General features: G+C 62.9%; 18 protein-coding genes and 1 pseudogene. 4 read left to right on the top strand and 15 right to left on the bottom strand.

All coding sequences use genetic code 11. The annotated features are described in order from the left end of the window. Window positions 1-40 precede the first annotated feature (40 nt). Entirely contained in the window at window positions 41-949 is a 909-nt protein-coding gene (locus OKW39_RS12995) for a helix-turn-helix transcriptional regulator (protein WP_429562823.1), read from the top strand. A 150-nt stretch (window positions 950-1,099) separates the two neighbouring features. On the opposite strand, the gene OKW39_RS12990 is transcribed toward OKW39_RS12995, so the two are convergent. From OKW39_RS12990 to OKW39_RS12945, 10 genes and pseudogenes are all read right to left on the bottom strand, one after another. Further along, window positions 1,100-1,708, bottom strand: coding sequence for a hypothetical protein (locus OKW39_RS12990; RefSeq protein WP_429562822.1), 609 nt, complete (start codon window positions 1,706-1,708; stop codon window positions 1,100-1,102). Next, complete coding sequence (locus tag OKW39_RS12985; protein WP_429562821.1) at window positions 1,705-2,139, bottom strand: hypothetical protein; 435 nt, start codon at window positions 2,137-2,139, stop codon at window positions 1,705-1,707. The genes OKW39_RS12990 and OKW39_RS12985 overlap by 4 nt, the downstream gene beginning before the upstream one ends. Before the next feature lie 337 nt (window positions 2,140-2,476). Further along, the gene (locus tag OKW39_RS12980; protein WP_429562820.1) at window positions 2,477-3,757 is read right to left on the bottom strand and encodes an RES family NAD+ phosphorylase; all 1,281 of its coding nucleotides are present in this window, start codon (window positions 3,755-3,757) and stop codon (window positions 2,477-2,479) included. 138 nt (window positions 3,758-3,895) lie between these two features. Next, window positions 3,896-4,243 carry a helix-turn-helix domain-containing protein gene (locus tag OKW39_RS12975; RefSeq protein ID WP_429562819.1) on the bottom strand — a complete coding sequence of 116 codons (348 nt, stop codon included), beginning with the start codon at window positions 4,241-4,243 and terminating at the stop codon, window positions 3,896-3,898. Window positions 4,244-4,378: 135 nt separating this feature from the next. After that, on the bottom strand, window positions 4,379-5,221 hold the full coding sequence (locus OKW39_RS12970; RefSeq protein ID WP_429562818.1) for a hypothetical protein: 843 nt from the start codon (window positions 5,219-5,221) through the stop codon (window positions 4,379-4,381). Window positions 5,222-5,554: 333 nt separating this feature from the next. After that, entirely contained in the window at window positions 5,555-7,372 is a 1,818-nt protein-coding gene (gene glmS / locus OKW39_RS12965) for a glutamine--fructose-6-phosphate transaminase (isomerizing) (protein ID WP_429362775.1), read from the bottom strand. A gap of 59 nt (window positions 7,373-7,431) precedes the next feature. After that, window positions 7,432-8,800 (bottom strand): annotated as a pseudogene (gene glmU, locus OKW39_RS12960) (bifunctional UDP-N-acetylglucosamine diphosphorylase/glucosamine-1-phosphate N-acetyltransferase GlmU). A gap of 141 nt (window positions 8,801-8,941) precedes the next feature. Next, on the bottom strand, window positions 8,942-9,943 hold the full coding sequence (gene ttcA, locus OKW39_RS12955; RefSeq protein WP_429562817.1) for a tRNA 2-thiocytidine(32) synthetase TtcA: 1,002 nt from the start codon (window positions 9,941-9,943) through the stop codon (window positions 8,942-8,944). Window positions 9,944-9,946: 3 nt separating this feature from the next. Continuing rightward, window positions 9,947-10,342 carry a dihydroneopterin aldolase gene (locus tag OKW39_RS12950; protein ID WP_090802589.1) on the bottom strand — a complete coding sequence of 132 codons (396 nt, stop codon included), beginning with the start codon at window positions 10,340-10,342 and terminating at the stop codon, window positions 9,947-9,949. 91 nt (window positions 10,343-10,433) lie between these two features. Further along, window positions 10,434-11,261: an SDR family oxidoreductase gene (locus OKW39_RS12945; protein WP_429562816.1), complete on the bottom strand. Its 828-nt coding sequence runs from the start codon at window positions 11,259-11,261 to the stop codon at window positions 10,434-10,436. 13 nt (window positions 11,262-11,274) lie between these two features. On the opposite strand from OKW39_RS12945, the gene OKW39_RS12940 reads away from it, so the two are divergent. Continuing rightward, the gene (locus OKW39_RS12940) at window positions 11,275-12,477 is read left to right on the top strand and encodes a class I SAM-dependent methyltransferase (protein ID WP_429562815.1); all 1,203 of its coding nucleotides are present in this window, start codon (window positions 11,275-11,277) and stop codon (window positions 12,475-12,477) included. A 31-nt stretch (window positions 12,478-12,508) separates the two neighbouring features. Next, on the top strand, window positions 12,509-12,703 hold the full coding sequence (locus OKW39_RS12935) for a DUF2905 domain-containing protein (RefSeq protein ID WP_018418711.1): 195 nt from the start codon (window positions 12,509-12,511) through the stop codon (window positions 12,701-12,703). Window positions 12,704-12,735: 32 nt separating this feature from the next. Here OKW39_RS12935 and OKW39_RS12930 read toward each other — a convergent pair whose 3' ends face one another. The 4 genes from OKW39_RS12930 to OKW39_RS12915 all read right to left on the bottom strand — a co-directional run bounded on the left by OKW39_RS12930 (window position 12,736) and on the right by OKW39_RS12915 (window position 17,649). Next, a complete protein-coding gene (locus OKW39_RS12930) occupies window positions 12,736-13,968 on the bottom strand; it encodes a multifunctional CCA addition/repair protein (protein ID WP_429562814.1) in 1,233 nt (410 codons plus the stop codon). Then, complete coding sequence (locus OKW39_RS12925) at window positions 13,965-14,618, bottom strand: glutathione S-transferase family protein (RefSeq protein WP_429562813.1); 654 nt, start codon at window positions 14,616-14,618, stop codon at window positions 13,965-13,967. The genes OKW39_RS12930 and OKW39_RS12925 overlap by 4 nt, the downstream gene beginning before the upstream one ends. Before the next feature lie 27 nt (window positions 14,619-14,645). Further along, window positions 14,646-15,599 (bottom strand): complex I NDUFA9 subunit family protein, encoded by a 954-nt coding sequence (locus OKW39_RS12920; RefSeq protein WP_090802583.1) that lies wholly within the window; start codon window positions 15,597-15,599, stop codon window positions 14,646-14,648. Window positions 15,600-15,681: 82 nt separating this feature from the next. Then, window positions 15,682-17,649, bottom strand: coding sequence for a lytic transglycosylase domain-containing protein (locus OKW39_RS12915; RefSeq protein WP_187612720.1), 1,968 nt, complete (start codon window positions 17,647-17,649; stop codon window positions 15,682-15,684). A 20-nt stretch (window positions 17,650-17,669) separates the two neighbouring features. Here OKW39_RS12915 and OKW39_RS12910 point away from each other — a divergent pair, with 20 nt between their 5' ends. Beyond that, entirely contained in the window at window positions 17,670-18,269 is a 600-nt protein-coding gene (locus OKW39_RS12910; protein ID WP_167368669.1) for a 5-formyltetrahydrofolate cyclo-ligase, read from the top strand. Between the two features lie 51 nt (window positions 18,270-18,320). Here OKW39_RS12910 and OKW39_RS12905 read toward each other — a convergent pair whose 3' ends face one another. Beyond that, window positions 18,321-18,833: a winged helix DNA-binding protein gene (locus tag OKW39_RS12905; RefSeq protein WP_018418717.1), complete on the bottom strand. Its 513-nt coding sequence runs from the start codon at window positions 18,831-18,833 to the stop codon at window positions 18,321-18,323. Between the last annotated feature and the right edge of the window lie 120 nt (window positions 18,834-18,953).

The following is an 18,953-nucleotide window of genomic DNA, read 5'->3' as shown; positions in this document are numbered from 1 at the left end:
TACACGCGTATACTTATTTTATTTATGGCACACTCTTGCCATGAACACTCAAACAGGGCAAAAAATCGCGTCCGCGACGGGCGAGCCGAAGACCGGTTCACGCTGGGGCCAAGAGCGCCGGCTCGAATTTATCGACTTTCGGTTGCAATGGGACGAGCGGCTGAACCGCAGCGACATTACCGACTTCTTCGGCATCTCAGTTCCCCAGGCGTCGGCGGACATCGCTAGGTACCAGGAACTCCGCCCGGAGAATATGGAATACGACCGGAGTTCGAGGGTCTACGTCAAAACAAATTGTTTCTCACCCCAATACCCGGTCAGCCATCCGTCACGGTACCTCAACGAGCTGCTGGCCACTGCTACCGGTCTACTACCCAGAGACGCAACGTTCGTCGGCTGGTGGCCGTCAATAGCAGTAAGCCCACTTCCGCATCGGGTGCTCGACGTTGACGTGCTGACAGCCCTGCTACGCGCTATTCGCGAGGGTAAAGGTCTTCGTATCAGCTACCAGTCGATGTCCCGCACCGAACCGAGTAGCCGTGTGATGACACCACATGCGCTAGCCTTCGACGGCTTTAGATGGCACGTTCGGGCCTATTGCCATACTAGGAGTCGATTCTTGGATTTCGTGATTGCACGGATACTGAAGGTCGAGGGCGAGGAGGCCGCCGGTCTCGGGCACGAGGAAGATGAGGAGTGGCATACCGCCGTCACACTGAACCTTGTTCCCAATCCGGCCCTCAACGAGGCCAAGCGGCGCGTTGTGGAATTGGACTATGGGATGGTGCAAGGCCAGCTAGACCTAAATTGCCGGCAAGCGCTTTTGTTCTATGCGCTGAAACAGTTAGGTCTTGATGCCAACGCGGGAGAAAGACCCGAAGCCCAACAAATAGTGTTGAAGAACCACGCCGAAGTAGAGCGTTTCCGTCTTGAACGCGCCAGCGAGTAGCCACCCGCTCGGGTAGCAGTCCAATGTCGCGCGCCTAGCCTGCGCGACCTGTTCAATGAAAGTGTCTTGATGCTGTCATGCCAACCGAGCCGATTGGCAGTCAATTCGAAGCGAAGGACGCCATTGTTTATAGGTGCAACGCTTCTTTGGTTACTGGGCACCTGCTCTCGTGAGTGAGAAGTGCCCCTTGGTGAGTCGGTCGGTAAAATAGTTGCCGCTCAGTTCACCGTGCCCGGCCTCCGAAAACTTCAGCAAAGCAGAGCCGCGATATTCATGGCTCGAATGAAGATTTTTGTCCTTGGGAACAATACGGTAGACATAGAACAACAATGGACGCCCCGACACAGGGTCCTTTTTGGGATGCGCGATTAGCGTTTCCGAATCTGAGCCAGCTGATATTACCTCCATGCTGATACTCATCAAGTCCTGCTTGATTACAGCACTTGCGTTGACGACACCCTGCTGTCCTCGCGTGGGATTTTTCCAATGAATTTCCATGTTCCAGGTACCGCTTAGATTCGGGAACAGAACGTTGTTTAAGATAGGAATTTTTTTCCATATCGGTTTCCAGGCGAAGCGCAGCAGTCCGAGCAGAAGAAGGTTCAGTATCGTCGCGCCGCCGATGGCGACTCTCCAACCAGTCAGCGGACTTGCGTCACTTGAGAATATCCAAATTACCCCGCTAATAAGGGAGACTGTTGCTGCATAAATGACCGCAACGGTCACCAGCAGGCGATTCAATGGTACAAGACTTATCATTGCACTCCCTTAAAGTACATCTCTTTGCCATCTTGAAAAATGGCAAGGCCGAAGCCGTTACTGGCAACCCCGGTCGCCTTCACGGAAGGAAGGGCCGACCCGAATAGCGCGGCAAGGTAACGCCCGCCAAACTGCCTGCCCCAGTTGATTTCGGCTTTCACGACTATCGGTGGAGAAAAATACTGTGCGACCTTTATAAGCTTCCAGTCTGTCGACACAATATGGAAACCGTCATGAAACGTACTGTGCCTCGACGAGACAGAACTTAGCTGAGCGACCAGGTCTCCGGCGTCAAGGATTGTGCTGACAGTCCTGAGCGGATGGATGGGAAGGTCCTCTACCGCATCACAAACGACAATCCCGATACCAGAAAAATCAGCCCCAACGCTCTTCTGCACGTTTGCCAACGTGTCCCGTAGTTTTTGAATCACGCAGGCTCCACGTTCGGGCGCGAGGAAATGTTAATGAATTACTGAACATAGCGCGGAACTGATTTCACACGAGAGTCGAGCGCAGGCCACAAGTTCGGGACCCGTATTTGAGCGCCCCGAAATTGTGCCCGTTTGCCTCAGCGCACGGCCATGCCCCGACGCGCGAGTTCGCCGTCTCACACGTATATCATTTTGCGGATACTTGATTATGCGTCTTTTTGAGTGATACTCATCTGTTCGGGGAGACTAACATACCGCGGTCAACATGTTCCCGGTTCAGAGCAAATTTGCACACTTACGACCACTAGGAACGGCACTTAGCGGCCCATTGCCGCAATCAGAATTCGCCTTTGAAGGGGTCGACGATGTCGATTTGCCGATGCTGGTCGACTTCGCCTATCGGAATGAATTCGTCCGAATCGGGGGCTCGATAGAAGTGCTTCTGCTCATGATAGTACGCAATCGACTGGGTCGTGTAGAGGCGCACTTGACCGTCCGTGAGTGCAAGCGGAAGGTCTTGTGGCTCGCCAGCTTGGTTAGCCATTGCGTTCGGAAACAACACTACGTTCGTTCCGCCTCGTTGCTGCGCCGACTGGAACATGATGCCGTCGAACGATGGCTTCGTGACGTGCGATAGGAACTCGGCCATAGTCTGCGTGATGAGGTAATCCGATTCGCGACCCGGCGTAATCGGCTGCGCAATCAAAGCATGCAGCAGGCGGAGAAACAGGCGCCGCGCGCTTTCCGCCTGAAAATCAGGTTGGAAACAACTGAGGTTCCTGCTCGAACGAGCCTCATCGAGCCGGGAAAAATCGAGGACTCGCAGCTTCCTGGTCGTTTTCAGTTCAATCAAAGCAATGTCGTTGCCGATGGCGGGACGCATTTCAGCCAGGCAAGTTTTTTCCTTCCGTGAGCCATAGAAAACAGAAACGCCTTCGGCATTCATTCGCCCCGCTCGTGCATCTGCAGGTGGAGGCGGACCGATGTGCTTTAGCGGGTCATCGAGCATCTCTTGGAGTTTCGAGGCGCTTGTAACAACGCGAGCGCGAAACAGGCGCTTCCCAGCGCTCAAGCTGCGCACTACCGGAGCCCGGCGCTTGCCTGGCACGTACATGTCCTCGACACCATCGAACAGCTCAGTGAAAAACTGTCGGGCCTTTTCGCTGAAGAATCGCCGGCGATGCTTCACATCAGCAAGCGTTTCCTTCCACCTATCGTGGTAATCGCCCGCGTGATACTCGACGCGCTCGTAGTTTTGCATGTCATCCCAGAACGGTTCCTCTCCGCCGCGTAGGTCCCAGTTGTCGGTCGCAACGATGGCATCCACGATTTCGCGTTCGAAGTCGAAATACTGGCCGAGGAACTCTTGAACCCAATGCGAAAGCGAGTCGCCGAGCTGACGATGATACAAACGCCCGTCATTGCCGAAATCGGGGACCGAATCGCCCAAGCGGAGACAATCGCGCATGACAGGAGCAAGGATTTGACCTAGCCGCTCGGCGCTGACGCCTTCGCGTTGTTCTTCGCAGACGCGACATTCGTCGATGGCACCCTCACGACGGACCATCTCGCGGAGGTGCTCATCATCGAAACATTCGTAGCAGATGTGGTCAGGCAACGCAGTTCCCGGGGATTCTCAGTGATACCAGGGCGTATGGTAAGCGCAGCATGATACCGGATTGGAAAGCTGACTTGACGCTGCGGCACTCCATGATGTGCCGCCGACCGGCTCGCATGCGCATCGGCCCGACGAGCGTCACCAAAACGCGAGCCTCATCTGCTGGCTGGACGCGTCGCGAGGCGTCTGCGAGGCCCTGGTGATTGCGACGCGCTCTACGTTGCCCGTGAGGGTATACATTCCGACGGCGTGCAGTCGCTCGCACTCGGATGGCTGGTGCACCCAGGAGGTATTGATACGGTATCCCTCCTTGCGCAGCTCAACAATCCGCGCCCGCGGGTCGACGATGTCGAGAAACCGCATCGCCTCCAGCGTCGTTACACCTGCGTGTACCCTCATGGCCTCAAGCAGGCGTGCGCGCTGGTGCGCGGCGGTGTTATCGGGCCAGTTGTCGATGATGCAGTTGAAGGACAGGAAATTGTGCATTCGAAGCAGTAGTAGTTGAGACAAGGCGTATTGTTCGCCTTCCGTCTCGAAACACTGCTACCGAAATGCCTGGCAAATTCACAGGCAAATCATCCGGCCGAAATTCGGCAGATTTTGACGCCTATTTTGGCCGCTTCATTCTGGTGGAAAATCCGGCTCAATTCCGGCTTCTTGGCGAAGCATGTCCATGAGATTGACGGCCGAGATTGATATGGTCTCGTCCGGAATGCGCTTCGCGAGCGCCAGCATCATTTCAAATATCTCGCTGGTCGTCTGCGGCTCTCGGGCCTGGGGAGAAGCCTTCGGCGGGATGCTCGCGCGGTTCAGCAGCAGGTGCGTCGCGTTTTCGCTTTCTGCAACCTGTCGCCGATTGTTCTCGGCGTGCCGCCTGATGGCGTCTCGCTCATCGTCGGTCAATATCTTCCGGACAGCACGGTCGTCCGTGTCTTCCCATACCCGAGCAGCGACCGTGGCAATAAACCTGCCCGGAAAGTCGCCGCACATTCCGTAGAGCGCCCGAGCAAGATGCAATACAAAGATGCGCCGCTCGCTGAATGCCGGACGTCCCGCAGACCGACGTTCGACCGTCGATGCCGCATCCCGAAGGTTCTTCATCGGGCTACGGAAGCTCTTCTCCAACTCCGGCGGCACCCAAGACGAACCTTCAGCATCAAGCTCGGACTCGAAGGCGGCGGCCTTCTTCATCAGCCCGCGCACTTCTGCCGCCGTAGGCAGCGGCCCGGAAGGCTCCCGTTCGAAGCAGGCCACGTACGCATGCGCGACTTGGGTAACCGCGGCTACCTTCAGCACGGTCCCCTTGCCGAAGACCGATTGCTTGAAAAAGCTCCGCACGGGGGCATAGGCCAGGAAACCCTTGAACCAGTCAGACTCCGCGCGCGCGGCTTGGTCCAGACCCAAAAAGTAGCGAGCTTCCCTGTAGGTCTCGGCCAGCTGCTCGTTCGTTTCCAAAAGGGTCATATGCGGATTAGCAGCGCCTACCTTGGGAAATCATTAGTTCGCAGACGGAAAAGCTGCTGCGGCTTGCCCTGTCGGAGGCGCAACGAACGTGTATTCGTGGCCTCGAATTCCATATGGACCTAATTATGAATGCGGCTTTTCGGCCGAAATCTGCAGGCATTTTCGCAGTCGCCAGGGGGCGGCGACCGCGCCAGGCTGCAGTTCTAATAGTTTCGCTTAAGCCTTGCTCCATCTGGCTTAAGCGAAACCTAGTCGCCGTTTAAGTGAAACTTTTCACGGGTCGATAAGTGAAACTATTAGAAGCGGCTAGCCCGGTTTGCCGCTACGTCTTCGTCACTCCACCGTCACCGACTTCGCCAGGTTCCGCGGCTTATCCACATCCGTGCCACGCGCACAAGCGGTGTGATACGCGAGCAACTGCAGCGGCACGACGTGCAGGATCGGCGACAGCAAGCCATAGTGCTCTGGCATCCGGATCACATGCAGCCCTTCGCCGTTGACGATCTTCGTATCGGCATCGGCGAACACATAAAGCTCGCCGCCGCGCGCGCGCACTTCCTGGATGTTCGACTTCAGCTTTTCGAGCAGCGCGTCGTTCGGCGCGACCGTCACCACCGGCATCGCTTCGGTCACGAGCGCCAGCGGCCCGTGCTTCAGCTCGCCAGCCGGATACGCCTCGGCGTGGATATACGAAATCTCCTTGAGCTTCAGCGCGCCTTCGAGCGCGATCGGATAGTGCATGCCGCGGCCGAGGAACAACGCATGTTCCTTGCGCGAAAACTCCTCCGACCACGCGATGATCTGCGGCTCCAGCGCGAGCACGCTGTTGAGCGCCGCCGGCAGGTGGCGCAACTGCTTCAGATAACTCGCTTCCTGCTCGTCGTTCAAACGTCCGCGCAGCTTCGCGAGCGTTGCCGCCAGCGTGAACAGCGCAACCAGCTGCGTCGTGAATGCCTTGGTCGACGCGACGCCGATCTCGCGGCCCGCGTGCGTGAGGAACGACAACTCGGTCTGCCGCACCATCGCGCTCGTGCCGACGTTGCAGATCGCGAGCGTGTGCTTGTGGCCGAGCTCCTGCGCGTGCTTGAGCGCCGCGAGCGTGTCGGCGGTTTCGCCCGACTGCGAAATCACCACCACCAGCGACTTCGGATTCGGCACCGACTCGCGATAGCGATACTCGCTCGCGATCTCGACCTGAGTCGGAATCTTCGCGAGCGATTCGAGCCAGTACTTGGCGGTGAGCCCCGAGTAGTAGCTGGTGCCGCACGCGAGAATCAGCAGGCTGTCGATGTCCGCGAACACCTGGCGCGCGCCTTCGCCGAAGATCGACGCATCGAACGCGTCGGCCTGCGGAATCGTGTCGGTGATCGCGCGCGGCTGCTCGAAGATTTCCTTCTGCATGAAGTGGCGATACGGGCCGAGTTCGACCGCGCCGCCATAGGCGGCCACCTGGCGCACCTCGCGTTGCGCGGCCTCGCCCTGGCGATCGGCGATGCGCACGCCATCGAGCGACAGTTCGCAGACGTCGCCTTCCTCGAGGAAGATGAAGCGCTCGGTGCTGCCTGCGAGCGCGAGCGCGTCCGATGCGAGGAAGTTTTCGCCGTCCCCGAGCCCGACCACGAGCGGCGAGCCCTGGCGCGCGCCGACCACCGTATGCGGCTGATCCTCGTGCAGCACCGCGATCGCATACGCGCCGTGCAGTTGCGCGATCGCCTCGCGCACCGCGGCGAACAGGTCGCCGCGATACAGGCTATGGACCAGGTGCGCGATAACCTCGGTGTCGGTCTGCGAGACGAACTCGTAACCCTTGCCGCGCAGCATTTCGCGCAAGGTCTCGTAGTTTTCGATGATGCCGTTGTGTACCAACGCCAGCGCATCGCGCGAGAAGATCGGGTGCGCGTTGTCGGTGACCGGTGCGCCATGCGTGGCCCAGCGTGTATGCGCGATGCCCGTCACGCCTTCGAGGCGACCGTCGCGCACCTGGCCTTCGAGGTCGGCCACGCGCGCGACGCTGCGCGCGCGGCTCGGCCCGCGAGCGCCGAGCACGGCGACGCCGCACGAATCGTAGCCGCGATATTCGAGGCGTCGCAGTCCTTCGATCAGGACCGGAACGATATTACGTTGCGCAACCGCGCCGACAATGCCGCACATGGTGTATTCCTTTTCAGTGCCGGATTCAGTGAGCGCGCCTCGTGGGCACGCCGTATCGATCAGCTTTTCTTTTTGACAGGGCGCACGTAGCCCGTCTTGCTCGTCTGGGTTTTATCGTTCAACACCAGCGCGTCGGCGGCGACGTCCTTCCACACCGTGGTGCCGGCCGCGATCGTCGCGCCGCGCTGCACGCGCACCGGTGCGACCAGTTGCGTGTCCGAGCCGACGAACACGTCGTCCTCGATCACGGTGCGGAATTTGTTGGCGCCGTCGTAGTTGCAGGTGATCGTGCCCGCGCCGATATTCACGCGCGCGCCGACATCCGCATCGCCGAGGTAGGTGAGGTGGTTGGCCTTCGAGCCATGACCGAGCACCGCGTTCTTGATCTCGACGAAGTTCCCTACATGAGACTCGTCTTGCAGCGCCGCGCCTGTGCGCAAGCGCGCATATGGACCGACAACGGCCTTCGCGCCGACTTGCGCGCCTTCGATGTGCGTGAACGCATCGACGCGCGTACCGGCGCCGATACTCGCGTTGCGAATCACGCAGTTCGGCCCGATGCTGACGTTGTCGGCCAGCGTCACACGGCCTTCGAACACGCAGTTGACGTCGATCGACAAAAAAAACGTCGCGGCCGCATTCGAGCGTGCCGCGCACGTCGACGCGCGCCGGGTCGGCGAGCGTCACGCCCGCGACGAGTAGTGCGTCGGCGACATTGCGCTGATGAATCCGCTCGAGCTCGGCGAGCTGCTGCTTGCTGTTGACGCCGAGCGTTTCCCACTCGTCGTCGGGCTGCGTGGTGACGACTTCGAGGCCGGCTTCGATCGCCATTTCGACCGCGTCGGTCAGATAGAACTCGCCTTGCGCGTTGTCGTTTTTGAGCGCCGCGAGCCAGCCGGCAAGGCGCGCGGTCGGCGCGACGATGATGCCGGTGTTGATTTCGGCGATCTTCAGCTGCTCGGGACTCGCGTCCTTCTGCTCGACGATGCGTTGCACGTTGCCGTGCTGATCGCGCACGATGCGGCCGTAACCGGTCGGGACGTCGAGCGTGACGGTGAGCACGCCGTAGCCGTCCTGGCCGGCACGCCCGGTCAGTGCGCGCAGCGTTTGCGCACGCGTGAGCGGCACGTCGCCATAAAGCACCAGCGTGGGCAACGATGGATCGAGCAGCGGCAGCGCCTGCTGCACCGCGTGGCCGGTGCCGAGCTGTTGCTCCTGCACCGCGAACTGGATATCGGGCGCCGCGACGGCTTCGCGCACGGCTTCGGCGCCGTGGCCGATCACGACGATCAGGCGGGCGGGCTCCAGCGCGCGGGCGGTGTCGATGACATGAGCGAGGAGCGGCCGGCCGGCCAGAGGATGGAGCACCTTGGGAAGCGCGGACCGCATGCGCTTGCCGGTACCTGCCGCCAAAATGACGATGTTCATGGCGTCGGCAAATAGACGAGTTTGGAGCGGACGATTCTATCATGCTGCACCTGCAAAAAAGGCCGCAGACGCGGCCTCGGCAGGGCTTGCAAGCCAGTGGAAAAGCACCGGAATGCCGTCGGAACAGGCACTTTTCGCTCGTTACAGGTCGTCGAACTGGACCAGCGAAATGGTCTTCGCACTGGTGAGCGGCGCGCCTTCGTCGCCGCTCGAGCATGGTTCTTCGTCGAACGCGATGTCACCTTGCGGGTCGGCTTCGCCGCTCGCGCGCAGCCCCGCGAACGCAAACAGCTGGCGATCCATCAGATGCGACGGCACCACGTTCGACAACGCATTGAACATGTTCTCGATGCGGCCCGGGAAACGCTTTTCCCAGTCGCGGACCAGCGCCTTCATTTCCGCGCGCTTAAGGTTTGGTTGGCTACCGCACAGATTGCACGGAATGATCGGGAATTCACGCAGCTCGGCGTACTTCTCCAGATCGGTTTCCTTCACGTAGGCGAGCGGCCGGATCACGATGTTCTTGCCGTCGTCCGATTGCAGCTTGGGCGGCATGCCCTTCAACTTGCCGCCGTAGAACAGGTTCAGCAGCAGCGTTTGCAGGATGTCGTCGCGATGATGGCCGAGCGCGATCTTGGTCGCGCCGAGCTCGCCGGCGACGCGATACAGGATGCCGCGCCGCAGCCGCGAGCACAGCGAACAGGTGGTCTTGCCCTCCGGCACGAGCCGCTTGACGATGCTGTAGGTGTCCTGATTCTCGATGTGAAACGGGATGTCGAGCTGGGTCAGATACTCGGGCAGCACGTGCTCGGGGAAGCCCGGCTGCTTCTGGTCGAGGTTTACCGCGACGATGTCGAAATTGATCGGCGCGCGCTCGCGCAGCCGCATCAGGATCTCGAGCATCGCGTAACTGTCCTTGCCGCCCGACAGGCACACCATCACCTTGTCGCCGTCCTCGATCATGTTGTAGTCGCCGATCGCCTGGCCGACCTGGCGCGCGAGACGCTTGAAGAGCTTGTTGTTCTCGTACGCTTCCTTCTGCTCGCGGCGCGTGAGCGGCGATTTCGGGGCGCGGGCGGCGCTCGGTGCCGCGGTGGCGTCAGCGGCTTCGTTGTCTGCGGTCAGGATTTCCGGTGCGTTCATCACTCAGTCCTCCTTGATGCGGAAGACTTCGACGCCGACCGCATCGCAGTCCGGATACACGTCCGGCTTTTCGGTCGACACGCGCGCGCCGCGCACCTGCGGATGTTCGAGCATCGCGCGCACGAGGTCGTCGCACAGCGTTTCCTGCAGATGAATATGGCCTTGCGAGACGCGCCTGGCGATCGTCGAGCGCATGAAGTCGTAGTCGACGACTTCGGTGAGCTTGTCGTGCACCGGCGTGGACATCGCGAGCGGCACGAACAGTTCGACGTTGATCACGACGCGCTGCTCGCCGCGCTTTTCGAAGTCGTGCACGCCAATGTTGATGTGCACTTCGTAATTGCGCAGAAAAAGCCGGCGGCAATCGGCGAGCCGGGGGTGCGAAAGAGCGGCAAACATGTTCGTTCCAGTCCAAAAAAGCGTGCGGGGCACGCAAAGGGGCGCTTCGCCACACGCGATGACCGCCTCGAAGGCCGGCCACGCGCGCGTGTCAGGCGCCCGTCAAAAACATCACGTCGCGCGGCAGCGGCACGAGATGCTGCCCGCCGTCGACCACCAGCGTCGTTCCGGTAACGCCGGCTGCATCCGCGAGATACAGCGCGGCGGCGACGATATCCTCGGGCCGCGACGCACGGCCAAGAGGCGTCATACGGTGAGCGGCCTCGAACCCGTGCTGGGTCTGGTCGCCCGATTGCATGGTCAGCCCGGGCGCGAGCCCGACCACCCGGAGCTTCGGCGCGAGCGCCTGAGCGAGCGCGACCGTCGCGGCCTGCAGCGCCGCCTTCGACAGGGTGTACGACAGATAGTCCGGGTTCATGTTGTACAGCTTCTGATCGAGCACATTGATGACGACGCCGCGCTGGCTTTCGTCGCGCAACGCCGCATCGGGCGTCGCGTCGTAAAGCATGCGCGCGAGCACGAGCGGCGCGCCGACGTTCATCGCGGTCAGCTTCAGCAGCAGCTCGTAGCCGACGTCGCGCGCCGTGTCTTCCTCGAAGCGCGACGCGTTATTGACGATGCACGACGGCCGCCCGAGCGCAGCGGCACAGTCCGGCAGCAGCCGGGCGACCTGCGCCTCGTCGCCGAGCTCGGCGTGCAGCGCGACCGCGCGGCGGCCCAGCGCGACGATCTGCGCGACCACTTCGTCGGCGTCCTCACGCGAGGCACCGTAGTGCACGGCCACGTCCCAGCCGCGCGCGGCGAAGCCGAGGGCGAGCGCGCGCCCGATGCGGCGCGCGGCGCCCGTAATCAGCACGACGCGGGGCGTTTCGGGCGGCAGTTGAGCCGCGCGGGCAGCGATGTCCGGAGAAACGGTCATTTACAATGCGGGGATGAATCCCAAAGCTCACCAACCCGATAGTTTACCTGCTCCCGGCCCGAGCGCGCTCGCGCAGTCCGACGCGCTCGTCGCCGAGATCCGCGCGCAGCTCGACGCGGCCGGCGGCTGGCTGCCGTTCGACCGCTACATGGAGCGCGCGTTGTACGCGCCGGGTCTCGGCTACTACAGCGGCGGTGCGCGTAAATTCGGCCTGCGCGCCGACGACGGCAGCGACTTCGTCACCGCGCCGGAATTGTCGCCGCTGTTCGCCGCGACGCTCGCGCGCCCGCTCGCCGAAGCGTTGGAGGCGAGTGGCACGCGCGATGTGATGGAGTTCGGCGCCGGCACCGGCAAGCTCGCCGCGGGCTTGCTCAATGCGCTCGACACGCTCGGCGCCGGGTTCGACAGCTATTCGATCATCGATCTATCGGGTGAGCTGCGCGAGCGGCAGCGCGAAACGATCGCGGCGGCCGCGCCCGCGCTGCTCGCGAAAGTGCGCTGGCTCGACGCGTTGCCGCAGCGCTTCGAAGGCGTGGTGATCGGCAACGAGGTGCTCGATGCGATGCCGGTGCGGCTCTTCGCGCAAAACGGCGGTGTCTGGCGCGAGCGCGGCGTGGTGTGGCGCGACGGCGCCTTCGCGTTCGACGACCGCCCCGTCACGGCCGCCGCGGACCTCGCGCTGCTGACCGAAATCGATGCGACCCGCGAACCGGCCGGCGACGACTACGTGACAGAAACGCACGAAGCCGCGCGCGCCTTCACGCGCACCATCTGCACGATGCTCGCGCGCGGCGCGATCTTGCTGATCGACTACGGTTTTCCGCGCCACGAGTACTACCACGACCAGCGCGCGCAGGGCACGCTGATGTGCCACTACCGGCACCGCGCGCACGGCGACCCGTTCCTGTACCCCGGTCTGCAGGACATCACCGCGCACGTCGAATTCACCGGCATCGCCGAGGCGGGCGTCGAGACCGGCGCGGACCTGCTCGGCTTCACATCGCAAGCGCGCTTCCTGCTGAACGCGGGCGTCACCGAGGTGCTCGGCGAAATCGATCCCGCCGACGCCGCGCGCTTTCTTCCTGCCGCCAACGCGGTACAGAAGCTGCTGTCCGAGGCGGAGATGGGCGAGCTCTTCAAGGTGATCGCGTTTTCGCGTGGACTCGACGATACGCTGCGCGCCTTTTCGAGCGGCGATCGTTCGCATACGCTGTGATTGTGAATCCGCTCTGGCTCGAGGACTCGCGATGATTCGCTGGCTTTTGACGACCTTCGTTGCCGTCGCGGTGCTGTCGTCGTGCTGGCCGTGGCTGAGGAAGCTCGGCATCGGCCGGATGCCCGGCGACGTGACCTTGCGGCTGTTCGGCCGCGAGTATCCGTTTCCGTTCATGTCGACGCTGGTGCTGTCGATGCTGTTGTCGCTGTTGGCGCGGGTGTTGTAGGCGCCGTCGCGCTACTTTACGCCCGCGCGACTTCAAGCCAGCGCAGCCTCTACCGCACGCACGCGCTCCTCATGCACGGCGTCCTTGATGCCGGCCGGCGCATCGGCGAGCCGCTGCGCCACTGCCCCTGCATCCACGCCTCGCGCGGCCACCAGTGCAAGCCTCAGCCGCTCGGCCTGCGGGTACTCGCTCATCTCGAGGCCGAGCCGCCCGCGTGCATCCGACTCGCAGGCCTGCAGCGCCTCGGCGAAGCGCGCCGGCTTCCTGATCGCGTCGCTGCGCTCGAGCAGGCGCACCACAGCCGCCGCCCCCATCTCCATCACGCGATGAATATTGCCGTGCTCGCGCGCGACCAGCACCGCCAGATCGCGGCACTCGTTCGGCACGCGCAGCCGCTCGCACAGCGGCTTTAGCAGATCGACGCTGCGGCCCTCGTGGCCGATGTGCCGCGGCAGGAGGTCCTCCGGCGTGGTCGCCTTGCCGAGGTCGTGCGTCAGCGCCGCGAAGCGCACCGGCAGCGCGTAGCCCTGCTGCGCGGCATGGTCCAGCACCATCATCACGTGGACACCGGTATCGACCTCGGGGTGATAGTCGGCGCGCTGCGGCACGCCGAACAGCGCGTCGATCTCCGGCAGAATCCGCGCGAGCGCGCCACAGTCGCGCAGCACGCCGAACATCCGCGACGGCTTCTTCTCCATCAACCCGCGCGACACCTCCTGCCACACGCGCTCGGCCACCAGCGCATCGGCTTCGCCGTCGGCGACCATCTCGCGCATCAGCGCCAGCGTTTCCGGCGCGACCGTGAAATCGACGAAACGCGCCGCGAAACGCGCGATGCGCAGAATCCGCACCGGATCTTCGAGGAACGCGGAGCTGACATGGCGAAAAAGCCGCGCCTGCAAGTCAGCCTGGCCGTTGAACGGATCGATGACGGGGCCGGTCAGCTCGCCGTCCGGGCGCACCTCGCGCGCCATCGCGTTGATCGTCAGATCGCGGCGCGCGAGGTCTTCTTCGAGCGTCACGTCGGGCGCATAGAAAAACTGGAAGCCGCGATAGCCGGCCGCCGTCTTGCGCTCGGTGCGCGCGAGCGCGTACTCCTCCTGCGTCTGCGGATGCAGGAATACCGGAAAGTCCTTGCCCACCGGCCGATAGCCCTGCGCGACCATCTGCTCGGGTGTCGCTCCCACCACCACGTAGTCGCGGTCCTGCACCGGCACGCCGAGCAGCTCGTCGCGGACCGCGCCACCTACTGCATAGATATTCATGGGCATTCGTCTTGACAGGCGATCGCGTGCGTTTCGCGGCGCGAGGCGTCGATCCATGCATTGACCGCGGGCAGCTCGGTGAGCCGCTCGACATAGGCGGCTGCGGTCTCCGACAACGCCGGCTTCCATGTGTTGAAGCGCATCGCGACCGGCGCGAACATCGCGTCGGCAATGCCGAATTCGCCGAATAGGAACGGACCGCCGTAGGTCTCGAGGCAGTCGCGCCAGATCGTCTCGATCCGCGCGATATCGGCGAGCGCGCCCGGCGTCGCGTTCTTGCCCGGGAACGACGCACGGATGTTCATCCACATCTTCGAGCGCAACTCGCCGAACCCCGAATGCATCTCGGCGCTGACGCTGCGCGCATGCGCGCGCGCCGCCGCGTCTCGCGGCCACAGCGCGTGTTGCGGGAAGCGCTCGGCGAGCGTTTCGGCGATCGCCAGCGAATCCCACACGGCCTGCCCGGCGTCGTCGATCAGGCACGGCACCTTGCCCGGTCCGCGCGGCGCCTGAGCGCGGATCTTCGCATTCGTGTCCGCTTCGTACAGCAGGATCAGTTCCTCGTCGAACGGAATGCCGAAGTGCGTGAGCAGCAGCCACGGACGCATCGACCACGACGAATAGTTCTTGTCACCAATCAGCAGTTTCATACTTGTTATCAGGTAGAGGGAAAGGCTTCAGCGCCCGGCGTTGGCGCGGAATGTGTCGAGTCGCGAACCCGAGGCAGCACCGGTCAGGTACGTCGGCACGATCGCTTCGATGCTGACCGGTTCGAGTCCGAGCTCGGGCGCGAGCGGCCCGCTCAGAATGTTGGCGACCTTCATCGAATCGAGATTGTCGCGCGAAATCACCGGTTCGCCCGGCGCCATTTCGAAGCTCAATGCCTGCAGGCGCGCGAGCGGCTCGGGCAGACGGATGATGCGCGCATGCTTGCCGATCACGTCGCCGCAGTACGAAACCAGGTCTTCGAGCGTGTAGACGGTCGGACCGCCGAGCTCGTAGGTGCGGCCGCTCGCGCCATCGAGATCGAGCACGTTGACGATCGCCTTCGCGACGTCGCCGACATAAACCGGTTGGAACTGCGCGTCCGGCATCGCGAGCGGAATGGCCGGAAACACGCGCTGCAGGAACGCGAACTTGTTCAGAAACGCGTCCTCGGGTCCGAACACGACGGACGGCCGGAAGATCGTCCACGCGACGTTGGCCGCATGCACGGCTTTCTCGCCGTCGGCCTTCGAGCGCGAATACATGCTCGGGCCGTTCGGATTGGCGCCTAGCGCGCTCAGATGAATCAGCCGATGCACGCCCTTGCCTTCGCAGGCGGCGACGATGCGCGTCGGCAGCTCGACGTGCGCATGCGCGAACTCCCGCCCATAGGGCTTGCCGCGTTTGCCGTTCAGGATACCGACCAGATTGATTACGCAATCGGCGCCCTCGACGAAGCGCGCGAGTTGCACCGGATCGAACACATCGGTTTCGAGCACGTCGATCGGCAGCATGGTCAGATGGCGCGCGTTGTAGCGTCGCCGCGTGGCGACGCGCACGTCCTTGCCCGTCTCAACGAGCGCGTTGACGAGGTAGCTACCGATAAACCCTGAACCGCCGATGACCGCGATGGCTTGATGTCGCATTTTTCGACTCCCTGATGGAAGCCGCGGCAACGGCTGGTGAAGCGCGCCGCAACCTCGAAGCGAGATTGCGGCGCCAAGGCGCTTACGGTGCGATGTAACCCAGGCGCGCCTTCAGCGATTGCGGACGGCCTTCGAACAATGCCGCGTAGTAGACCGTGTTGGACAACACATTTTTCACGTAGTCGCGAGTTTCCTGAAACGGAATCGTCTCGGCGAAGACCGCGCCTTCGACCGGGCGCTGCAGCGACTGCCGCCAGTTGCGCGGACGGCCCGGACCTGCGTTGTAGCCAGCGGTGGCCAGCACGGCGGACCCGTCGAACTGATTGTAGATCATCGCCAGGTAGTTCGTGCCGAGCAGGATGTTGGTGTTGATGTCGTTCATCTGCTCGCGCGACACCGGTCCCAGACCGATCTTCTTCGCGACCAGTTGCGCGGTGGCGGGCATCAGCTGCATCAGTCCGCCCGCGCCGACCTCAGAGCGGGCATTGATGATGAAGCGCGACTCCTGGCGAATCAGCCCGTACGCCCACTCGACGTCGAGCCCGCTCGACTGCGCGTCCTGCTCGACGATGTTGCGGAACGGCGATAGATAGCGTAGCGAAAAATCGTGCTCGCTCTTCGTGCGGTCCGCGGTGTTGACGGTGCGGTCGTACAGCTCGATGCGGCGCGCGTACTCGGCGGCGGCGAGCAGTTGCCGGTCGGACATATTGCGCAACGGCCAGTTCCATTCGCGATTGCCTTCGAGCCGCAGATTCAGCCCATAGAAGCGCTGCGCGAGACCGAAGCCCGGCGTGGTGCCGGCTTGCTGCACTTCGGCGTCGGTCACGGTGGTTTTCGGCGGCACGGTGATTTTCTGGCCGAGCTCTTCGAGCGCGAGCTGGCCGTAGAAGTTGAAGTTCGACGCGATCGACTGGAATTCCTGACTGGCCGTGGCCGTGTCGCCGGCCTGCTTCAGCGCGCGCGCGTGCCAGTACACCCACGACGGTTGCTTGCGCAGCGACTCGGGCATCTGCTCGATCGACCAGCGCACCATGTTCCAGTCGCCCGCGAGCAGCGCGCTGCGTGTGCGCCATTCATACGCGGGATTCGACAGCGGCGCGTTGGCCGACAGCCGGAACCAGTCGACCGCGCCAGGCATCTGCTTGAGCGCGCCCTGATAGCCGATCGTGCCCCAGCCGATCGCGCGCTCCGGCGAATTCAGCGACGGCGCGACCGACGCGAACGTGGCCGCGGCCATGGCCGGATCGTTGCGCGCCATGCGCGTGATGGCGAGCAGCGCCAGTTGATGCGATTGCGCATCCGGTCCGACGCCGCGCGCGAGCAATAGCGGCGGCGCATTGGTCGCCTGGCTGAACAGCACCGGGTCGGGCGGCTGGTCGCCGAGCGCGTCGACGAGCTTGCTGCCGGTGCTCGTGTAGTTCTGCTCGTACGCGAGACGAATTTGCGCCCAGATGTCGTCGGCGCTGAACTGGTGGTTCACGCCGAGCACCGTGATCAGATCGACGCAGCCGTCGCCGTACCACTTCGGCTCGACGAGCAGCGCGCGCGCCGCGTCCGCGACGTTCTCGCCGCGCGACGCGCGCGATTCGAGCGCGTAGCACTTGACCTGAGTGTCGTCGTCGAGCACGAACTTCGCGTACTGCTGGTCGAAGTTGCGCCAGTCGTGACGCGTGCCGAGCACCGTCAGGTAGTCGTTGCGCATGCGATCGGCGATCGCCTGGCCGTCGTACTTCTGCAGGAACGCGAGCACGGGCGCGTCCGGCGCGTCGATGCGCGCATGGCCGGTCGAATCGAACAGCTGCGGCTTGATCTGGAAGTACTCCAGATACGAGGGCGCCGGATAATTCGGGATCATGCTCGCGAGCTGGGCTGCGCGCGCCGCGTCGTTAGTACGCGAGGCTTCGCGAAGCTGGACGAAAATCTGGTCGTCGTTCGTGAGTTGCGAGATCGGAAGGGGCTTGACGGCCGAGGCAGTGCTGCAGGCCACGAGTGCCGCTGCGGCAAGCGCGATACTGGCCGCGCGATATACTCGAAAAAGGCGTTTTGACATCGTTGTTTCTGGAGCGCGAATTGGACCCAAGCATAGCATGCAACCCTGTCCCGGCAACGAAAAAGGCGCTGCGCCGGAGGTTGCTGGAAAGCCGTCTGCAAGCGGCTTCCGAGCCGGCGAAGAATGCCGCGCTCGGGCGTCGGATGCTCGACGCGCTGAAGCACTACGCGGTACGCAGCGCGGGATTCTACTGGCCGCTTGCCGGCGAGTTCGATGCGCGCGGCGCGATTGCGCTCTGGCTTGCCGCGGACTCGCACCACGAAGCCAGTCTGCCAATCGTTAAAGAACGTGGCATGGCGCTCGAATTCCATGCCTGGACGCCCGCGACGCCGATGAAAATCGGCCATCACAAGATTGCCGAGCCCACCTCGGGGCGCGTGGTGCTGCCCGAGCTGCTGTTCGTGCCCTGCGTGGGTTTCGACTCGGACGGCTACCGCCTCGGCTACGGCGGCGGCTATTACGACCGCACACTGGCCGGCTGGCCGGCGGCGCACAAGCCGATCACGGTCGGCATCGCCTACGAAGCGTGCCGCACCGACACGCTGGAACGCGAGGCGCATGACATTGCGCTCGATCTGATCGTCACAGAGGCGGGGTTTCATCCGGCGCTGCCGGGCTGAACGCGCGATGCGCGGCGTGTGACGCGCCGGCGCTTGCGCAGTGTTTCGTCGTTACAGCGAAGCCGCCGCGCGCGCCGCCGTGTCGTACAGGCCCGACGCATTGCGCATCAACTGCGCGGCCTCGCCGATCTGCTGGTTGGTCAGGCCGCTTTCCTTGAGCGTCGAGATCAGGCAGTTTTCGCGCACCTCGCGATACTTCAGGCATAGTTCGCGGCCCGCGTCGGTTGCGGAAAAGAACACTTCCTTGCCGGTCTTTTCGCTTTTTACGTACCCTCTAGCTACGAGCTTTTTCAACGCGTACGTCGCGACGTGCGTGTCCTCGATGTTCAGCACGAAGCAGATGTCCGCGAGCTTCTTGCGGCGTTCGCGATGGCTCACGTGGTGCAGCAGCGACACTTCGATCGCGGTCATGTCCTTGTCGCCCGCCGCCGACATGCAGCGCACCATCCAGCGGTTGAACGCATTGCCCGCCATGATCAGCGCGTATTCGAGTTCCGAGAGTTCCGCGCTGCTCTCGGAGACGAGATGTTCCGACGAAACGATCTTGGTGGGATGACGCGTCATACGAGGGTCCCGTGACGAAAATGGGCTGGAAAAGTGTCGCAAGTGTACGACGATGCCCGCCGCCGACGAGCCTGGCAAAAACGCTTATTGGTAAATCGTCAATATTTTATTGATAATGTA

It is taken from the genome of Paraburkholderia sp. MM6662-R1 (assembly GCF_050436245.1).
Classification (GTDB): domain Bacteria; phylum Pseudomonadota; class Gammaproteobacteria; order Burkholderiales; family Burkholderiaceae; genus Paraburkholderia; species Paraburkholderia tuberum.
The sequence above is the reverse complement of the archived record's forward strand: the minus strand, read 5'-3'. Positions and strand labels throughout refer to the sequence as shown.

Bases quoted from the DNA above. Each gene is read 5' to 3' on its own strand.
- OKW39_RS12995 (WP_429562823.1), top strand. From the start codon at position 41: ATGAACACTCAAACAGGGCAAAAAATCGCGTCCGCGACGGGCGAGCCG.
- OKW39_RS12990 (WP_429562822.1), bottom strand. From the start codon at position 1,708: ATGATAAGTCTTGTACCATTGAATCGCCTGCTGGTGACCGTTGCGGTC.
- OKW39_RS12975 (WP_429562819.1), bottom strand. From the start codon at position 4,243: ATGCACAATTTCCTGTCCTTCAACTGCATCATCGACAACTGGCCCGAT.
- OKW39_RS12970 (WP_429562818.1), bottom strand. From the start codon at position 5,221: ATGACCCTTTTGGAAACGAACGAGCAGCTGGCCGAGACCTACAGGGAA.
- glmS (WP_429362775.1), bottom strand. From the start codon at position 7,372: ATGTGCGGCATTGTCGGCGCGGTTGCGCAACGTAATATCGTTCCGGTC.
- ttcA (WP_429562817.1), bottom strand. From the start codon at position 9,943: ATGAACGCACCGGAAATCCTGACCGCAGACAACGAAGCCGCTGACGCC.
- OKW39_RS12950 (WP_090802589.1), bottom strand. From the start codon at position 10,342: ATGTTTGCCGCTCTTTCGCACCCCCGGCTCGCCGATTGCCGCCGGCTT.
- OKW39_RS12945 (WP_429562816.1), bottom strand. From the start codon at position 11,261: ATGACCGTTTCTCCGGACATCGCTGCCCGCGCGGCTCAACTGCCGCCC.
- OKW39_RS12940 (WP_429562815.1), top strand. From the start codon at position 11,275: ATGAATCCCAAAGCTCACCAACCCGATAGTTTACCTGCTCCCGGCCCG.
- OKW39_RS12935 (WP_018418711.1), top strand. From the start codon at position 12,509: ATGATTCGCTGGCTTTTGACGACCTTCGTTGCCGTCGCGGTGCTGTCG.
- OKW39_RS12930 (WP_429562814.1), bottom strand. From the start codon at position 13,968: ATGAATATCTATGCAGTAGGTGGCGCGGTCCGCGACGAGCTGCTCGGC.
- OKW39_RS12925 (WP_429562813.1), bottom strand. From the start codon at position 14,618: ATGAAACTGCTGATTGGTGACAAGAACTATTCGTCGTGGTCGATGCGT.
- OKW39_RS12920 (WP_090802583.1), bottom strand. From the start codon at position 15,599: ATGCGACATCAAGCCATCGCGGTCATCGGCGGTTCAGGGTTTATCGGT.
- OKW39_RS12915 (WP_187612720.1), bottom strand. From the start codon at position 17,649: ATGTCAAAACGCCTTTTTCGAGTATATCGCGCGGCCAGTATCGCGCTT.
- OKW39_RS12905 (WP_018418717.1), bottom strand. From the start codon at position 18,833: ATGACGCGTCATCCCACCAAGATCGTTTCGTCGGAACATCTCGTCTCC.